A 13,880-nucleotide genomic window follows, 5' to 3' on the forward strand; every position below is an offset into this window, starting at 1 on the left:
GAGCTCAGTTCGCGTCGTCCGTGGGGGCGTGGCCGGTCGTCAGGGCGGACACCACCCAGTCCACCCAGGCGAGGCGGTGGCGCTCGTAGCCGATGCCCGCCCTCACCCTCGCCAGCGCCGCGAAGCGCGGGTCGTCCCAGGCGATCTCGCCTCCCTCGGCCCGGATCTCGCGCTCGTGCTGGAGGTACTCCTCGAGCCGCGCGGCGTGGCGCTCGCGCAGGCCCCGCAGCATGGCCGCGGCGGCGGCGGGGTCGGCGAGCCAGAGCGAGTACGCCCGCAGCACCAGCACGTCGCGATCCGCCTGCTCGCCGGGGTCGGTGACCACCCAGGCGGCGAGCGCGGATCGCCCGGCCGCGGTCACGGCATACCGCTTGGTCGGTCGCGGTCCCCGCCCGGGGATCTCCTCGTGCGTCACGAGACCGGCCGCCTCGAGGCGCGCCAGCTCGGGATAGACCTGGCTGTGGCTGGCCGTCCAGAAGTAGCCGAGCGGTGCGGCCAGCCGCGCGCTGAGGTCGTAGCCGGTCGCCTCGCGCCGCGCGAGCAGCCCCAGCAGCGCATGCCCGAGGTCGGAGGTCTTGTCCGTACGTCCACTCATATGTCAATGTTGACATATGAGATCACCGAAGATGTTGATCGCCGCGCCCGTCGCCCTGCTGCTCGTCGCCTGCGGCGGGGGTGGCGGCACGCAGGCCGGCAGCGAGTCGACCGCACAGAGCTCGTCGGGCTCGTCGGGTTCCAGCCAGTCCGCCTCGAGCGCGTCGAGCACCGCCAGCACGTCAAGCCCGTCCAGCGCCGCCAGCACGTCCAGCGCTGCGTCGGCCACCCCCACCTCCGAGCCGACCGGTCTGGACCTCACCTGCGCCCGCACCCAGGCGCGCGTGCCGGGCGCCAAGCCGATCACCTACGCCGGTCCGGGCGGGGCCACGCTGAGTGGGGCGGTCGTGGGCTCGGGGACGAACGCGGCGGTGTTCGTGCACCAGTCGGACGAGGGCTTCTGCGGGTTCTGGCCCTACCTGTCGACACTGCCCACGCCGGGGTTCACGGGCTACCTCGTCAACCTCTGCGGGTATGCCGGCGCCCGCTGCGAGCCGGGGACACCGTTCTACGGCGACCGCCAGGGCCAGCTGCGCGCGGTGGTGCAGGAGGCGCGCAAGCGGGGGCCAAGCGCGTCACGCTGGTCGGCGCGTCCATGGGTGGGTCCATGGCGGCCGGCTTCGCCAAGGCCCTCGGCGCGGACGCCGTGGTCGACCTGTCCGGTCCGGGCCAGTGGCACGAGGCTCCGACAGCCGCCCAGGCCGCCCCCACGCTGACCATGCCGGTGCTCGCGGCGATGTCGGCGCAGGACTCCGGCGACCGCGCCCCCGTGGAGGCGATGGTGCAGGCGGCGCCGTCCCAGCACAAGGCCTTCGTCTGGCTGGAGGCCGGCCACGGGTGGGAGCTGCTGACGGAGCACGCCGACGCCCGGGACACGCTGACCCCGCTGGGGGAGCGGGTGACCCGCTGGATCCGCGGCGACGTCTCCTGAGCAGGCAGGTCGCTCGACGTCGAGAAACTTGACGGGAGTAGCCTGTCCCCATGAGCACCTCTGACGACGTCGACGGCATCGTCGAGGCGTGGGGACGCGAGCGGCCCGACCTCGATCTCGGGCCCCTGCACGTCCTGTCGCGCGTCTCGCGCCTGGCCCGGCACCTCGACCTGGCGCGGGGTGAGGCGTTCGCCCAGCACGGGCTCGACGGGTGGGAGTTCGACGTCCTGGCTGCGCTGCGACGGGCCGGGGCGCCATACGAGCTGTCCCCGGGGGCTCTCGTGCACCAGACGCTGGTGACCAGCGGCACCATGACCAACCGCGTGGACCGGCTCACCGCACGGGGATTCGTGCGTCGCTCGCCCGACCCGCACGACCGCCGCGGGGTGATCGTGGCGCTGACCGACGAGGGGCGCGCGGTGGTCGACGCGGCGTTCGCGGACCTGCTGGGGCGCGAGCGAGCGCTGCTGGCCGAGCTGTCCGCCGCCGACCGCGCCGAGCTGGCGGGGACGCTGCGGCGGCTGCTGCTGTCCTTCGAGGGCTGAGGTCGCCGCTCAGCCCTGCACGCGCAGGTCCTCCTCGATCGCCCGCGCGGTGTCGCGCAGCGCGTCGAGATAGCCCTGCAGCTGGCCGCGCTCGGTCGACATGACCTTGGTCGACACGTTGGCGGCGGCCACGACCTGACCGCGCGGGTCGTGGATCGGCACGGCGAGCGAGCGCAGGCCGAGCTCCAGCTCCTGGTCGAGCACGCACCAGCCGGTCTCGCGCACCTCGTCGAGCGAGCGGCGCAGCGCCTCGACGGACGCGACGGTCTGCGGGGTGAGTCGCTCGAGCCGGACACCCTCGAGATAGGCCTGCCGCTGGTCGTCGGGCAGCCCCGCGAGCAGCACCCGTCCCATCGAGGTCGCGTACGCCGGGAAGCGCGTGCCCACCCGGATGGACACCGTCATGATGCGGGTGGTGGCGCGGCGGGCGACGTAGACGATGTCGTCGCCGTCGAGGACCGCCACGGACGTCGACTCGTGGATCCGCTCCGAGAGGTCCTGCAGGTGCGGCTGCGCGACGTCGGGCAGGGTCTGGCTGGCGAGGTAGGCGAAGCCCAGCCGCAGCACCTGCGGGGTGAGGCTGAAGGTCCGGCCGTCGCTGCGGACGTACCCCAGGGCCGCCAGGGTGAGCAGGAACCGTCGGGCCGCGGCGCGGGACAGGTCGGTGCGGCGCGCCACGTCGGACAGCGTCATCTCCGGGTGCTCCTCGTCGAAGGCTCGGATCACGGCGAGCCCGCGGGCCAGCGACTGCACGTAGCCGTCACCGGGCACCTGCCCCGCGGCCACACCGAGAGCACCAGACGTGCCGGGGGTGCCAGGCGTGCCGGGGTCGTCGGGGGTGGCGTCGGTGGCGGCATCCGTGCTGGTCATGGCCTCGATCCTAGCGATCCGGCCCGGTCGCCTCGCGGAGGGTCCCGTGCAGGCGGGCGTGCTGGGTGGCGAGGCGCACGGGGGCGTTGGGAGCGCCATACCCGTCATAGCCTCCCCGCCGCTCGACGACCTCGAAGAACACCGACCCCACGGTCGCGGTGTAGAAGTGCAGGAACTCCCCGCCCTGGTCGTCGCGGTCGTAGAGGAGGTCGAGCTCGCGCAGCGTCGCCAGCAGCTCGGCGTCGAGGTCGAAGCGGGCCGCGAGGTCGTCGTAGTAGTTGGCCGGGATGCGCAGGAACCGCAGCCCCCGGTCCCGTGCCTGGCGGGCGAAGGACACGAGGTCGTCGCACGAGAACGCCACGTGCTGGGCCTGCCTCAGGCGGTCGCGCTCCTGCTCGACGATGGGTGGGGCGACGTTGAGGGCGACCCGGACGCAGCCGTCGCTGGTGCGCATGACCTGGCTGCGGACCAGGCCCTGCGGGCTCGCGACGTCGACCGAGGGCGCGGGGTCCAGCGACAGGACGCTGGCGAGGAAGAGCACGCTCTCGTCGAAGGACTGCCACGGCTGGGCGAGGTTGACGTGGTCGACGACCGTGCCGGTGGACGTCTCGCGCTCCACCTGCCCGTCACCGAACTCCCGCCACCAGCCGCTGCCCGTGTCGGGGCCGTGCGGGGCGGCGCAGAAGAAGATCTCGGTGCCGTCGGGGGCCTCGACGCCCTGCAGGACCTCCTCACCGGCCTGCGTGCGCCGGGGGACGAGGTGCGTGCCGAGCTGCAGGGCGCGGCTGGCCGCGAGCACGGGATCGGCGACGTCGAAGCCGAGGGCGGCCACGTGCGGGCCTGCGGCATACCCCCGCTCGCGGTTGACCACGACGGCCGCCCGGCCGAGGGTCCACAGGTCGACGGCCTTGCTGCGGTGCGTGTCACGGGCCGTGAATCCCAGTGCGGCGAGCAGGGACTCGGTCGCCGCGACCCCGGCGTCGTCCCCGGCCCGGATCTCGGCGAAGTTGAACCCCGTCGGGTCGTCGACGCGGGGGAGGGTCGCGAGCGGCACGGTGGTCGCACCGCCGTCGTGCTCCAGGCGCTGTGCGGTGCGCTCCTCGAGCGAGGTGAGCGAGCGGCGCGCGTCGACCGCCGTGCGCTCCTCGTTGGCCTGGCGGAAGACGTCGTTGAAGATCTCGAGCGACATCGGCCCCGTGTAGCCCGCCCGCAGCACGTGCGCAGCAAATCCCGGCAGGTCCCAGGCGCCCTGACCCGGAAACACGCGGTGGTGCCGGCTCCAGGACAGGACGTCCATGGACAGCGCGGGCGCGTCGGCGAGCTGGACGAAGAAGATCTTGTCGCCCGGGATCTGCTCGATCCCGGCGGGGTCGCTGCCCCGGCTGAGGATGTGGAAGGTGTCCAGGCAGGTCCCGAGCGCCGGGTGGTCGGCCCGGCGCACCAGGTCCCAGGCGTGGTCGTATGTCGACACGAACCGCCCCCACGCGAGGGCCTCGTAGGCGAGGCGGGCGCCGTGCTGCCCCGCTCGCTCGGCGAGGCGGTGCAGCTGCTCGGCGGCGAGGTCGTCGTCGTCGATCGTCGCGGTGCCGACGTTGCTGCACACGAGCAGGGTGTCGGCACCGAGCTCGGCCATGAGGCGGAGCTTGTGCTCGAGCCGGCGCTCGGTGGCGGCGAAGGTCGCCTCGTCGGTCCCCTCGGCGTCGCGGAAGGGCTGGTAGAGGTCGATCGTCAGCCCCAGGTCGGCGCAGCGGGCCCGGATCTCGCGGGGGGTCGACGGGCTGACCACGAGGTCCTGCTCGAAGATCTCGGCCCCGTCGAATCCCGCTGCGGCACAGGCGTCGAGCTTGTCCTCGAGGGTGCCGGACAGGCAGACGGTGGCGATGGAGGTGCGCATCAGCGACCCGCCTCGACGAGCTCGCGGAAGTGGTCGCGCATCCGCTGCTCGTCGCCCTGGCGCCCGGTGAGGATCGTGAAGGCGTCGACGGCCTGGCCGACCGCCATCCAGCCGCCCTCCATGACCCGGCAGCCGAGGGCGTCGGCGGCCTCCACCAGCTGGGTCCGCATGGGGCGATAGATGACGTCGGCCACCCACAGGCGTGGGTGCAGGAGGGCGAGGTCGAGCGGCGTGCCGGGGTGCTGGTGCATCCCGACGGGGGTGCAGTTGACGAGGCCGTCGGCGGTGGCGACGAGGTCGGGCACGTCCGCCGGCCCGTGGGCCGTGACGGTGGGGGCGTGCTCGTCGGCGTCACCACGCTCGTCGGCGTGCTTGGCACCAGGCTCGCCGCCCTGGGCCGTGGTGAGCAGGGCGGCCAGCGCGGCGGCGCGGGCCGCGTCCAGGTCGACGAGGTGGAGGTGCCGGACGCCGCTGCGCAGGAGGGCGTGGGCGACGGCCGAGCCGGCGCCGCCCGTGCCGATCTGCACGACGTGCTCGCGGGCCACGTCGGGCAGGGCGCGCGCGAATCCCCACGCGAATCCCGTTGCGTCCGTGTTGTGCCCGACGAGGCGACCGTCCTCGGCGACCACGACGGTGTTGACCGCACCCAGGCGCGCGGCATCCGGCACGACCTCGTCGAGCTCGGCGATGACGACCTGCTTGCACGGGTGGGTGATGTTGAACCCGTTGAACCCCAGGTCCCGTCCCGCCCGCAGCAGCGGCCCGACCGCGTCGGCGCCCAGGCCGAGGACGTGCAGGTCGACGGGGCGATAGACGCAGCGCAGCCCGTGGTGCTCGGCCTCGCGCTCGTGAATCGGGGGAGTGAGCGACGGCAGGACGCCGTCCCCGATCAGTCCGGCGAGGTAGGACTCCTGGCGTGTGCTCACGGGCTGGCCTTCCGTCACGTGTGGTCTAGGTGGCCCAGCCTATGAGTGGTTCGCACACAGGACCACCGTTCACATCCCGCACGCCACCTCCCGCTCGCCCAGCCTCCCTCCTCCCAAGATCGTGAGGGTTTCCTCCAAGAATATTGGACGAAACCCTCACGTTGACGGGATGACGGCTTGGGGGTCTTGACGCCAGATATTTTGATGTCAAGATAAGTATGTCGTTCCCCCCGATCGCAGGAGGCGCCGCCATGTGGGACCCGACGTTGTACGCCCGCTTCGCCGACCACCGGAGCCGCCCCTTCCGGGACCTCACGGCGCGCATCCAACCGACGCACGATCCCGAGCTTGTCGTCGACCTCGGCTGCGGCGACGGCCCGCTCACGCTGGAGCTCGCCCGCCGCTGGCCGCGGGCCCGCGTCGTCGGCGTCGACGCCAGCCCCGAGATGCTCTCTCGTGCGCGGGAGCTCGACCCCGACGGGCGGGTCGAGTGGGTGCAGGCCCGCGCCGAGGAGTGGGACCCGTCCGCGCTCGGCGCCCCCATCGACGTCCTCGTCACCAATGCCACCCTGCAGTGGGTCCCCACGCACCGAGACCTGGTCCCGCGCTGGCTCGAGCACCTCTCCGCCGCAGGGTGGTTCGCGATGCAGGTGCCCGCCAACTTCGACGCCCCGAGCCATGCGCTGATGCGCGAGGTGGCGGCCGGTCACCCCCGTGCCGCGGAGCTGCGGGCCGTGCTGGACCGCGCCCGGGCGTCAGGGGCGGCCACGGACTACCTGCGGCTGCTGGCGGCGTCCGGGCTCGAGGCGGACGCGTGGGAGACGACATACCTGCACGTCCTGGATCCTGCTGGGACGCAGGAGGATCCGGTCCTCGAGTGGGTGCGCGGCACCGGCCTGCGCCCGGTCCTCGAGGTGCTGGGCGACGACGCCGAGTCCTTCCTCGCGCCTTATCGCGAGCGGCTGCGCCGGGCCTATCCCCGTGAGCCGTATGGCGTTTCGTTCCCTTTCCACCGCGTCTTCGCTGTGGGTCGCCGTCCACGCCCGCGTGACGACATCGCCCCGCTGGTCGTCGGCCTCGACCACGTCCAGGTGTCCTGCGCACCCGGCGACGAAGCGCTGGCGCGTGCGTTCTACGGGGAGCTGCTCGGCATGGAGGAGCTCCCCAAGCCGCCCGTCCTTGCGGCACGCGGCGGCTGCTGGTTCCGTTCCGGGTCGGCGGTGGTGCACGTCGGGGTCGAGCCGGACTTCGCCCCGGCCCGCAAGGCGCACCCCTGCCTGCTTGCCGGTGACCTTGATGAGGTGGCGCGCCGGCTCGAGGCTGCCGGACACGACGTCACGTGGGACGACGCGATCCCGGGCGTGCGGCGGCTGCACACCCATGACGGCATGGGCAACCGGGTCGAGGTCCAGCAGGCCTGAGCCCCTCCGCTCACCCTCGTGCAACATCTTCGGGTTCCAACCCGAAGATCTGTGACTCCCGTGAGGGGGAGGCTCGTCGGGTGAGCGTGGGGCGGCTGCCGGGCTTCCGGGGGGGAGCGAAGGGGCTCGTCGCAGCCACTCCTGGCGACTGGTGCTGACGGTCGGTGAGGGTCTCGGCGGATGGGTTTTTCTGCTGGTCAGGGGTGGTTTACGGTCATGCTTTTCGCTATCATGTTCGTATGACGACGGCGCCGCTCCGCGAGGCTCACCAGCCCGACGCGGGTCCGGCACGCCGCCACCTGGCCCCCCTGTCCGAGGCCGCGACTGGGACGCTGTCGGCGGGTGGGGTGGACGCGGTCGTGGACCGGTTGGTGGTGCTGGACGAGACCCTGACCGACGCGGATCGGACCGCGTTGCTGGCGTCCTTGCAGCGTTTGGAGCGGGCGGCGCAGGCCGCGCAGCTGCGGGTGATGCTGGCCCTGGACGAGGACCGCCACGACCAGCGCGAGCAGGCGTCGGGGCGGGCGTCGGACCGGGGTTCCTCGGCGCCGGGGGTCGCGGCGCAGGTCGGGGCGGCGTTGGGGTGCTCGGCGTCGGCGGCGGGGTTCCGGTTGGGGTTGGCGCGGGTCGCGGACCGGGAGCTGCCCCGCCTGGCGGGTCTGCATCGGCGGGGGCTGGTGTCGGTCGATCACGTGCGGGCGGTCGCGGCGGCCACGATCGAGGTCGGGCGGGATGACCGGTTGACCGTGGACGAGGAGGTCGCGCCGCACGCGGCTGGGTGGACGGTGCGGGAGCTGGAGGCCCGGGCCCGGGCGATCGCCTACGAGCTGGACCCGGGCGCGGCGACCGCGGCCCATGACCGTGTCGTGGCGGACCGGCACGTGTCGGGTCGCCCGGTCGCGGGCGGGATGATGCGCTTGTCGGCGTTGCTGCCGTTGGTGGAGGGCGTGGCGTGCCTGGCGTCGTTGGGTCGGGGTGCGCAGGCCGCGAAGGCGGCCGGGGACGCGCGCAGCGTGTCGCAGCTGCGCGCGGACCTGCTGGTGCAGCGTTCGGGACCGGGGACACCGCGGCGTGGCTGCCCGGCTACGGCCCGGTCCCGGCCCCCGTCGCGCGCCGGCTGCTGCGCGGACAGGACGAACGCCACCACGGCAGCCACCCCGAGAACGGCTGTGGTGATGGGGATGGGCACGTCCTCAGGGACGGTGACACTTCGCCGGGGTACGTGCCGGGTGAGGGGGTCGACGGGGACGACCCGGCCGTGCTGGCGCGGGCGGCGGACGTGTTCCTGCGCCGCTTGTACACCCACCCCGACACCGGGCAGCTGGTCGCCCTGGACGCGCGAGGTCGCACCTTCGACGGCGCGTTGCGCCGGTTGATCGTGTGGCGCGACGGGACCTGCCGGGCCCCGGGCTGCGACTCGCCCATCCGTCACGTCGACCACGTCCAGGCGTGGCGGGACGGCGGGCCCACCAGCGCGAGCAACGGCGTCGGGGTGTGCGAGGCCCACAACTACGCCCACGAAGCGGCCGGCCACACCGCACACGGCCTCCAGCACCGGCCAGACGACACCGGCTGGGACCAGCCACCAGCGATCACCTACCGCTACCCCGACGGCAGTCAGCACACCACCACGGCCCCACCCCTGATCCCCTCCATCTGGGGACCCGTCGGCAGCCACCCGCGCCGACCCGCCGACCCGGTCGACTAGGCTTGGGCGGTCGCTCAGGCGACGTTCCCCGGTTGGTCTGCTGGCAGGGCCCGCCTGACTTTGAATCAGGACAAGCGACGTAGGTTCGATTCCTACCCGGGGAGCCCGGCGCGCGTGAGACGGCGACGTCCACGGACGCGCGCACCCGACGGCCGTCACCTGGTGGACCGGTAGAGTTCACGGCGTGCGCCGTCAGCGCGCACGAGCCCTGTCCCCGCCAGGCTGGAGACCCCCAGTGACCGCAGTTCGTCCTGCCGCCGTCATCGTCCTCGCCGCAGGCGAGGGCACCCGGATGAAGTCCGCCACCCCCAAGGTGCTGCACACCATCGGAGGCCGCAGCCTCGTGGGCCACGCGATCAGGGCGGCCGAGGGCGTCGAGCCGCTGCACCTGGCGGTCGTGGTGCGTCACGAGCGGGAGCGGGTGGCGGCGCACGTCGCCGAGATCGCCCCCGACGCGGTGATCGCCGACCAGGACGAGGTCAAGGGCACGGGCCGGGCCGTGGAGTGCGGCCTCGAGCAGCTGCCGGGCGACCTGTCCGGCACCGTGGTCGTGACGTATGGCGACGTGCCGCTGCTCGAGTCGGTCACCCTCACGGCCCTGCTGGAGCAGCACGACGCCACCGGCAGCGCCGTCACGGTCGTCACCGCGCACCTCACGGACCCCACGGGCTACGGCCGCATCGTGCGCGACGCCGACGGCTCGGTCGCCGCCATCGTGGAGCAGAAGGACGCGACGCCGCAGCAGCGGGAGATCACCGAGATCAACTCGGGTCTCTACGCCTTCGATGCCCAGGTGCTGCGCAGCGCCCTCGCCCAGGTGGGCACCGACAACGCCCAGGGCGAGAAGTACCTCACCGACGTCCTGGCCATCGCCAAGGGTCAGGGCCTCACGGTCGGCGCCCACGTCGTCGACGACCTGTGGCAGACCGAGGGCGTCAACGACCGCGTCCAGCTCGCCACGCTCGGCAAGGAGCTCAACCGCCGCATCGTCGAGCGGTGGATGCGCGAGGGCGTCACCGTCGTCGACCCGGCCACCACGTGGATCGACGCGGACGTCTCGATCGGCCGCGACACCACCATCCGCCCGGGCACCCAGCTGCTCGGCGCCACCACGATCGGCACCGACGCGGAGATCGGTCCCGACACCACGCTCCAGGACACGCAGGTGGGGGACGGCGCGAGCGTCATCCGGTCCCAGACCCTCCTGGCCGAGATCGGCCCGCAGGCCACCGTCGGTCCGTTCTCCTACCTGCGCCCCGGCACGACGCTCGGCGTCAAGGCCAAGGTCGGCGGCTTCGTCGAGACCAAGAACGCCCAGATCGGCGACGGCGCCAAGGTCCCGCACCTGACCTACTGCGGCGACGCGACGATCGGGGAGGGCACCAACGTCGGCGCCGGCACGATCTTCGCCAACTACGACGGCGAGCAGAAGCACCGCAGCACCCTCGGCAAGCACGTCTTCATCGGCTCCAACTCGGTGCTCGTGGCCCCGGCCGAGATCGGTGACGGCGCCTTCGTCGCGGCGGGCTCCGCCATCAACCAGCCGGTCGGCGCCGGCGACCTGGCCGTCGCGCGTGGCCGTCAGCGCAACATCCCGGGCTACATCGCCAAGCGGCGCCCGGGCACCAAGGCCGCCGAGGCAGCAGCCGCCGCCACGGCCCAGCAGGGCGACGACAGCAAGCAGGAGGGCACCACCCGATGACCGGTGTGAAGCGCACCAACGAGAAGAACCTCATGATCTTCAGCGGCCGGGCGCACCCCGCGCTCGCCGAGGAGGTGGCCTACCAGCTCGAGACCCAGGTGGTCCCGACCGACTTCCGCACCTTCGCCAACTCCGAGATCTACGTGCGCTTCCAGGAGTCCGTCCGCGGCTCCGACGCCTTCGTGATCCAGAGCCACACGGCCCCGATCAACGAGTGGATCATGGAGAACCTCATCATGATCGACGCGCTCAAGCGGGCCAGCGCCAAGCGCATCACGACGGTCATGCCCTTCTACGGCTACGCCCGCCAGGACAAGAAGCACCTCGGTCGCGAGCCCATCTCGGCCCGGCTCATGGCCGACCTGTTCAAGACCGCGGGCGCGGACCGGCTCATCGCGGTCGACCTGCACACCGAGCAGATCTCCGGCTTCTTCGACGGGCCGGTCGACCACCTGCAGGCCATCCCGATCCTGTCGGAGTACGTCTACGACAAGTACCACCACCACAACCTGTGCGTGGTGTCCCCGGACGCCGGGCGGATCAAGGTCGCCGAGAAGTGGGCCAACCGCCTCGGCGGCACCCCGCTGGCGTTCATCCACAAGACCCGCGACCCCCACAAGGCCAACCAGTCCGTCGCCAACCGTGTGGTCGGTGACGTCGAGGGCCGCATGTGCATCCTGGTCGACGACATGATCGACTCCGGCGGCACGATCTGCCAGGCCGCCGATGCCATCATGGCGGCCGGCGCGAGCGGCGTGGTCATCGTCGCGACCCACGGCATCCTGTCCGACCTCGCCGTCGAGCGGCTCAAGGCGTCCGTGGCGCGCGAGGTCGTCCTGACCAACACCCTGCCCATCCCGGAGGAGAAGCGCTTCGACAAGCTCACGGAGCTGTCGATCGCCCCGCTGATCGGCGACGCGATCCGTGAGGTGTTCGAGGACGGGTCGGTCACCTCGCTCTTCGACCACGCGTCGGAGCGCGCCCACTGACGACCGGCCGTATGCCGGACGCACGCCGCCTCACGGGGTCACCCCGAGGCGGCGTGCGCGCGTCATACGGTCAGAGCGCGAGCTCGCGACGCACCTCGGCGGGCCACTCGCGCACGTCCAGGCCGTGGGCGCGCAGCAGCGCCAGGGCGACCCGCTCCACGCCGAAGCCCATGCACGCCGTCTCGGCCGGCGACCCGTCGGGCAGGGTGATGTCGAAGGCCTGGGCGAAGTGGGGGCCGTGCAGGTTGGCCGAGGCGAGCGCGGTGCGGGGGGGCCCGGGTCCGTAGGCCTGGACCGACAGCTCGCGCTTGAGCTCGGCGGCGCGCTGGCCGCGGGCCATCAGCCGGCCGGCGCGACCGAAGAAGGGGTCGTTGGCGACCTCGCCCTCCACCTCGAGGCCGAGGGAGGTGAGCAGGTCACGGGCCCGGCCGAAGTAGTGGTCGCGGTGCTCGGCGCAGTCCTCGTGCGTCCCGACGTGCACGGACTCCTTCTGGCGGAAGGTGATCGAGCGGAAGGGATCGTCGGACGGCTCGTGGCGGAACGCGTGGCCGTAGATCAGGTAGGAACCGCTGACCTGCTGACCCGCCAGCGCGGCATACAGGGGGTGGCACGCGGCCGAGCCGAGCATCAGGCCGGCGGGCTCGAGCCGGTGGGTCCAGTCCTCGCCCGCCTCGCACTCGGCCAGCAGCTCGCGGTGCTCGGAGTCCCCGCCGCGAAAGATGTCGACGCTGCCGACGAGGTGGGGCTGGGAGCTGACGTAGCCGGTGAGCTGGAAGCATCCCTGCGGCATGAGCGGCCCGAAGTGGTAGGCCGTCTGCGGCCGGTCGGAGTACATCGCGTCCAGCCGCCCGACGAAGCCGAGCACGACGCGCTCCAGGTCCGCGCCCCGGCCCCACGTGCCCTGCTGCCGCAGGGGGAGCAGGTGGCCCGCCTCGACCAGGGCCCGACGGAACTCGACGTGCTCCGGCGCGAGCTGCGCCGGCGTGGTCGGCTCCGGCGTGGTCGGCTCCGGCACGACGTGCTTCGTCGCGTCCTGCTCGAGCTCGACGTGCCGGCCCCCCGGCTGCACCCCCACGAGGCTCATCAGCCGCGTATCCGCTCGACGACGTCGCTGATGGAGCGCAGCGAGGTGAAGGTCTCGCGGGTCAGGAGGTCGTCGGGGAACTCGACGTCCAGGTCGTCCTCGAGCGCCATCATGAGGTTGACGCTGCGGTGCGAGGTCATGCCGGCGTCGAACAGGTCGTCGTCGGGCGCCAGCTCGGAGGCGTCGCGCTCCAGGCCGGCGTGCGCGGCGACGACGGTGCGGACGGCCTCGATGGTGTCGGTGCTCATGGTGTCCCTTCCTGCGGTGGTGTCGGCTGGTCTGCGGTGCGGGCGGGGCGCAGCCCCACCGCGGTCACGGTGATGGTGTCGGTCAGGTAGGTGCTGCGACGGGGGAGGTCGGGCGCCTCGACGGGCGCCTCGACCACGAGCTCGTGGATCTCGAGCCGGTCGGCCAGCTCGCGCGGGCGCCCGTGCAGCCGGACCGTCGGTCGTCGGGCGTCGCCGACCACCTCGATGTGTCGCCACGGCCAGGGGTCCGCGTCGCTGGGGCCGAGCACCTTGGTGACGGCCTCCTTGGCCGCCCAGCGCCGGGCGGTGTCGAGGACGAGCGCGCGGCCGGTCAGGCCCGCCTGCTCGGCCCGCTCGCGGGGGGAGAGGAGGAAGTCGCGGTAGCGGTCGGCGTACGCGTCCAGGGATCGGCCGACCTCGCCGACGTCGGCGGTGTCCACGCCCACGGCAGCGACCTGTGCGCCCCGCGTCGACGGACGCTCGGCGACGCAGCCCTCGCTCATGTCCACCCCGTCCGTGCCCCTTGCTCGTCGGCTTCCCCCGGCGGCGTTCCTGCCGGTCAACAGCCCGATCCTAGGTGGTGGCCCCCCGGCGTGGGGGGCGGTTGGCCAGAACTCGAGGGCCCCGCACGAGGCGGGTGGCCGAACGTTCACAGGGCGTTCGGCGACTCGTCGACCGCGCGACGCCCCGTTCGGCTTGCCGAGCGCCTATCTTCGGGCCCGTGAAGCTCTCGGTGATCGGATGTGGATATCTCGGTGCGGTGCACGCGGCCAGCATGGCTGAGCTGGGGCACGAGGTGGTGGGGGTCGACGTGGACGTCGAGCGGGTGGCCCGGTTGTCGAGGGGTGAGGCGCCGTTCTACGAGCCGGGGTTCGCGGAGCTGTTGCGTCGGGGGGTGGACGGGGGGCGGTTGCGCTTCACGACGGAGATGGGGGACGTGGCGGGGGCGCGGGTGCACTTCGTGGGGG

The 13,880-nt window shown here is 72.8% G+C and carries 14 protein-coding genes, 1 tRNA gene and 2 pseudogenes; 9 read left to right on the forward strand and 8 right to left on the reverse strand.

Translation table 11 applies throughout. The features are described from left to right. Nucleotides 1-4: 4 nt before the first annotated feature. Both B4E97_RS06780 and B4E97_RS06785 read right to left on the reverse strand, forming a co-directional pair. Complete coding sequence (locus tag B4E97_RS06780; protein ID WP_029212967.1) at nucleotides 5-595, reverse strand: PadR family transcriptional regulator; 591 nt, start codon at nucleotides 593-595, stop codon at nucleotides 5-7. Nucleotides 596-598: 3 nt separating this feature from the next. Then, entirely contained in the window at nucleotides 599-823 is a 225-nt protein-coding gene (locus B4E97_RS06785; protein WP_156911480.1) for a hypothetical protein, read from the reverse strand. A gap of 366 nt (nucleotides 824-1,189) precedes the next feature. On the opposite strand from B4E97_RS06785, the gene B4E97_RS06790 reads away from it, so the two are divergent. After that, the gene (locus B4E97_RS06790; protein WP_029212969.1) at nucleotides 1,190-1,525 is read left to right on the forward strand and encodes a hypothetical protein; all 336 of its coding nucleotides are present in this window, start codon (nucleotides 1,190-1,192) and stop codon (nucleotides 1,523-1,525) included. Nucleotides 1,526-1,575: 50 nt separating this feature from the next. Beyond that, on the forward strand, nucleotides 1,576-2,070 hold the full coding sequence (locus B4E97_RS06795; RefSeq protein ID WP_029212970.1) for a MarR family winged helix-turn-helix transcriptional regulator: 495 nt from the start codon (nucleotides 1,576-1,578) through the stop codon (nucleotides 2,068-2,070). 9 nt (nucleotides 2,071-2,079) lie between these two features. On the opposite strand, the gene B4E97_RS06800 is transcribed toward B4E97_RS06795, so the two are convergent. Genes B4E97_RS06800 through B4E97_RS06810 form a run of 3 tightly spaced genes read right to left on the reverse strand, consistent with a single transcriptional unit; the run spans nucleotide 2,080 to nucleotide 5,760 of the window. Beyond that, entirely contained in the window at nucleotides 2,080-2,940 is an 861-nt protein-coding gene (locus tag B4E97_RS06800; RefSeq protein WP_286958131.1) for an IclR family transcriptional regulator domain-containing protein, read from the reverse strand. A gap of 10 nt (nucleotides 2,941-2,950) precedes the next feature. Continuing rightward, a complete protein-coding gene (locus B4E97_RS06805) occupies nucleotides 2,951-4,834 on the reverse strand; it encodes a bifunctional sugar phosphate isomerase/epimerase/4-hydroxyphenylpyruvate dioxygenase family protein (RefSeq protein WP_286959169.1) in 1,884 nt (627 codons plus the stop codon). Further along, nucleotides 4,834-5,760: a shikimate dehydrogenase gene (locus B4E97_RS06810; RefSeq protein WP_286959170.1), complete on the reverse strand. Its 927-nt coding sequence runs from the start codon at nucleotides 5,758-5,760 to the stop codon at nucleotides 4,834-4,836. Before B4E97_RS06810 ends, B4E97_RS06805 begins: the two co-directional genes overlap by 1 nt. 251 nt (nucleotides 5,761-6,011) lie before the next feature. Between B4E97_RS06810 and B4E97_RS18970 the strand changes: the two genes are divergently transcribed. From B4E97_RS18970 to B4E97_RS06845, 6 genes and pseudogenes are all read left to right on the forward strand, one after another. Further along, nucleotides 6,012-7,181 carry a methyltransferase domain-containing protein gene (locus tag B4E97_RS18970; RefSeq protein WP_313535809.1) on the forward strand — a complete coding sequence of 390 codons (1,170 nt, stop codon included), beginning with the start codon at nucleotides 6,012-6,014 and terminating at the stop codon, nucleotides 7,179-7,181. A 470-nt stretch (nucleotides 7,182-7,651) separates the two neighbouring features. Then, nucleotides 7,652-8,299, forward strand: a pseudogene (locus B4E97_RS19120) (DUF222 domain-containing protein); the annotation flags it as partial. A 104-nt stretch (nucleotides 8,300-8,403) separates the two neighbouring features. Then, nucleotides 8,404-8,889, forward strand: coding sequence for an HNH endonuclease signature motif containing protein (locus B4E97_RS06830; RefSeq protein ID WP_286959172.1), 486 nt, complete (start codon nucleotides 8,404-8,406; stop codon nucleotides 8,887-8,889). A gap of 25 nt (nucleotides 8,890-8,914) precedes the next feature. Continuing rightward, a tRNA-Gln gene (locus tag B4E97_RS06835) sits at nucleotides 8,915-8,993 on the forward strand. 131 nt (nucleotides 8,994-9,124) lie between these two features. Continuing rightward, nucleotides 9,125-10,591 carry a bifunctional UDP-N-acetylglucosamine diphosphorylase/glucosamine-1-phosphate N-acetyltransferase GlmU gene (gene glmU, locus B4E97_RS06840; protein WP_286957859.1) on the forward strand — a complete coding sequence of 489 codons (1,467 nt, stop codon included), beginning with the start codon at nucleotides 9,125-9,127 and terminating at the stop codon, nucleotides 10,589-10,591. Then, nucleotides 10,588-11,580 carry a ribose-phosphate diphosphokinase gene (locus tag B4E97_RS06845; RefSeq protein ID WP_286959173.1) on the forward strand — a complete coding sequence of 331 codons (993 nt, stop codon included), beginning with the start codon at nucleotides 10,588-10,590 and terminating at the stop codon, nucleotides 11,578-11,580. The genes glmU and B4E97_RS06845 overlap by 4 nt, the downstream gene beginning before the upstream one ends. 70 nt (nucleotides 11,581-11,650) lie before the next feature. Here B4E97_RS06845 and B4E97_RS06850 read toward each other — a convergent pair whose 3' ends face one another. From B4E97_RS06850 to B4E97_RS06860, 3 genes are read right to left on the reverse strand one after another with little or no spacing between them, the layout of a single operon-like run. Continuing rightward, on the reverse strand, nucleotides 11,651-12,664 hold the full coding sequence (locus B4E97_RS06850; protein ID WP_286959174.1) for a hypothetical protein: 1,014 nt from the start codon (nucleotides 12,662-12,664) through the stop codon (nucleotides 11,651-11,653). Further along, complete coding sequence (locus B4E97_RS06855; protein ID WP_019285461.1) at nucleotides 12,664-12,912, reverse strand: acyl carrier protein; 249 nt, start codon at nucleotides 12,910-12,912, stop codon at nucleotides 12,664-12,666. Before B4E97_RS06855 ends, B4E97_RS06850 begins: the two co-directional genes overlap by 1 nt. Next, the gene (locus B4E97_RS06860; protein ID WP_029211333.1) at nucleotides 12,909-13,415 is read right to left on the reverse strand and encodes a holo-ACP synthase; all 507 of its coding nucleotides are present in this window, start codon (nucleotides 13,413-13,415) and stop codon (nucleotides 12,909-12,911) included. The genes B4E97_RS06855 and B4E97_RS06860 overlap by 4 nt, the downstream gene beginning before the upstream one ends. A gap of 218 nt (nucleotides 13,416-13,633) precedes the next feature. On the opposite strand from B4E97_RS06860, the pseudogene B4E97_RS06865 reads away from it, so the two are divergent. Then, nucleotides 13,634-13,880, forward strand: a pseudogene (locus B4E97_RS06865) (UDP-glucose 6-dehydrogenase); the annotation flags it as partial.

This window comes from Arsenicicoccus sp. UBA7492, assembly GCF_002479615.1.
In the GTDB taxonomy this organism is placed as follows: domain Bacteria; phylum Actinomycetota; class Actinomycetes; order Actinomycetales; family Dermatophilaceae; genus Arsenicicoccus; species Arsenicicoccus bolidensis.

Excerpts from the sequence above, each read along its gene's own strand:
- B4E97_RS06780 (WP_029212967.1), bottom strand. The coding sequence starts at position 595 with ATGAGTGGACGTACGGACAAGACCTCCGACCTCGGGCATGCGCTGCTG.
- B4E97_RS06790 (WP_029212969.1), top strand. The coding sequence starts at position 1,190 with ATGGGTGGGTCCATGGCGGCCGGCTTCGCCAAGGCCCTCGGCGCGGAC.
- B4E97_RS06795 (WP_029212970.1), top strand. The coding sequence starts at position 1,576 with ATGAGCACCTCTGACGACGTCGACGGCATCGTCGAGGCGTGGGGACGC.
- B4E97_RS06800 (WP_286958131.1), bottom strand. The coding sequence starts at position 2,940 with ATGACCAGCACGGATGCCGCCACCGACGCCACCCCCGACGACCCCGGC.
- B4E97_RS06805 (WP_286959169.1), bottom strand. The coding sequence starts at position 4,834 with ATGCGCACCTCCATCGCCACCGTCTGCCTGTCCGGCACCCTCGAGGAC.
- B4E97_RS18970 (WP_313535809.1), top strand. The coding sequence starts at position 6,012 with ATGTGGGACCCGACGTTGTACGCCCGCTTCGCCGACCACCGGAGCCGC.
- B4E97_RS06845 (WP_286959173.1), top strand. The coding sequence starts at position 10,588 with ATGACCGGTGTGAAGCGCACCAACGAGAAGAACCTCATGATCTTCAGC.
- B4E97_RS06850 (WP_286959174.1), bottom strand. The coding sequence starts at position 12,664 with ATGAGCCTCGTGGGGGTGCAGCCGGGGGGCCGGCACGTCGAGCTCGAG.
- B4E97_RS06855 (WP_019285461.1), bottom strand. The coding sequence starts at position 12,912 with ATGAGCACCGACACCATCGAGGCCGTCCGCACCGTCGTCGCCGCGCAC.
- B4E97_RS06860 (WP_029211333.1), bottom strand. The coding sequence starts at position 13,415 with ATGAGCGAGGGCTGCGTCGCCGAGCGTCCGTCGACGCGGGGCGCACAG.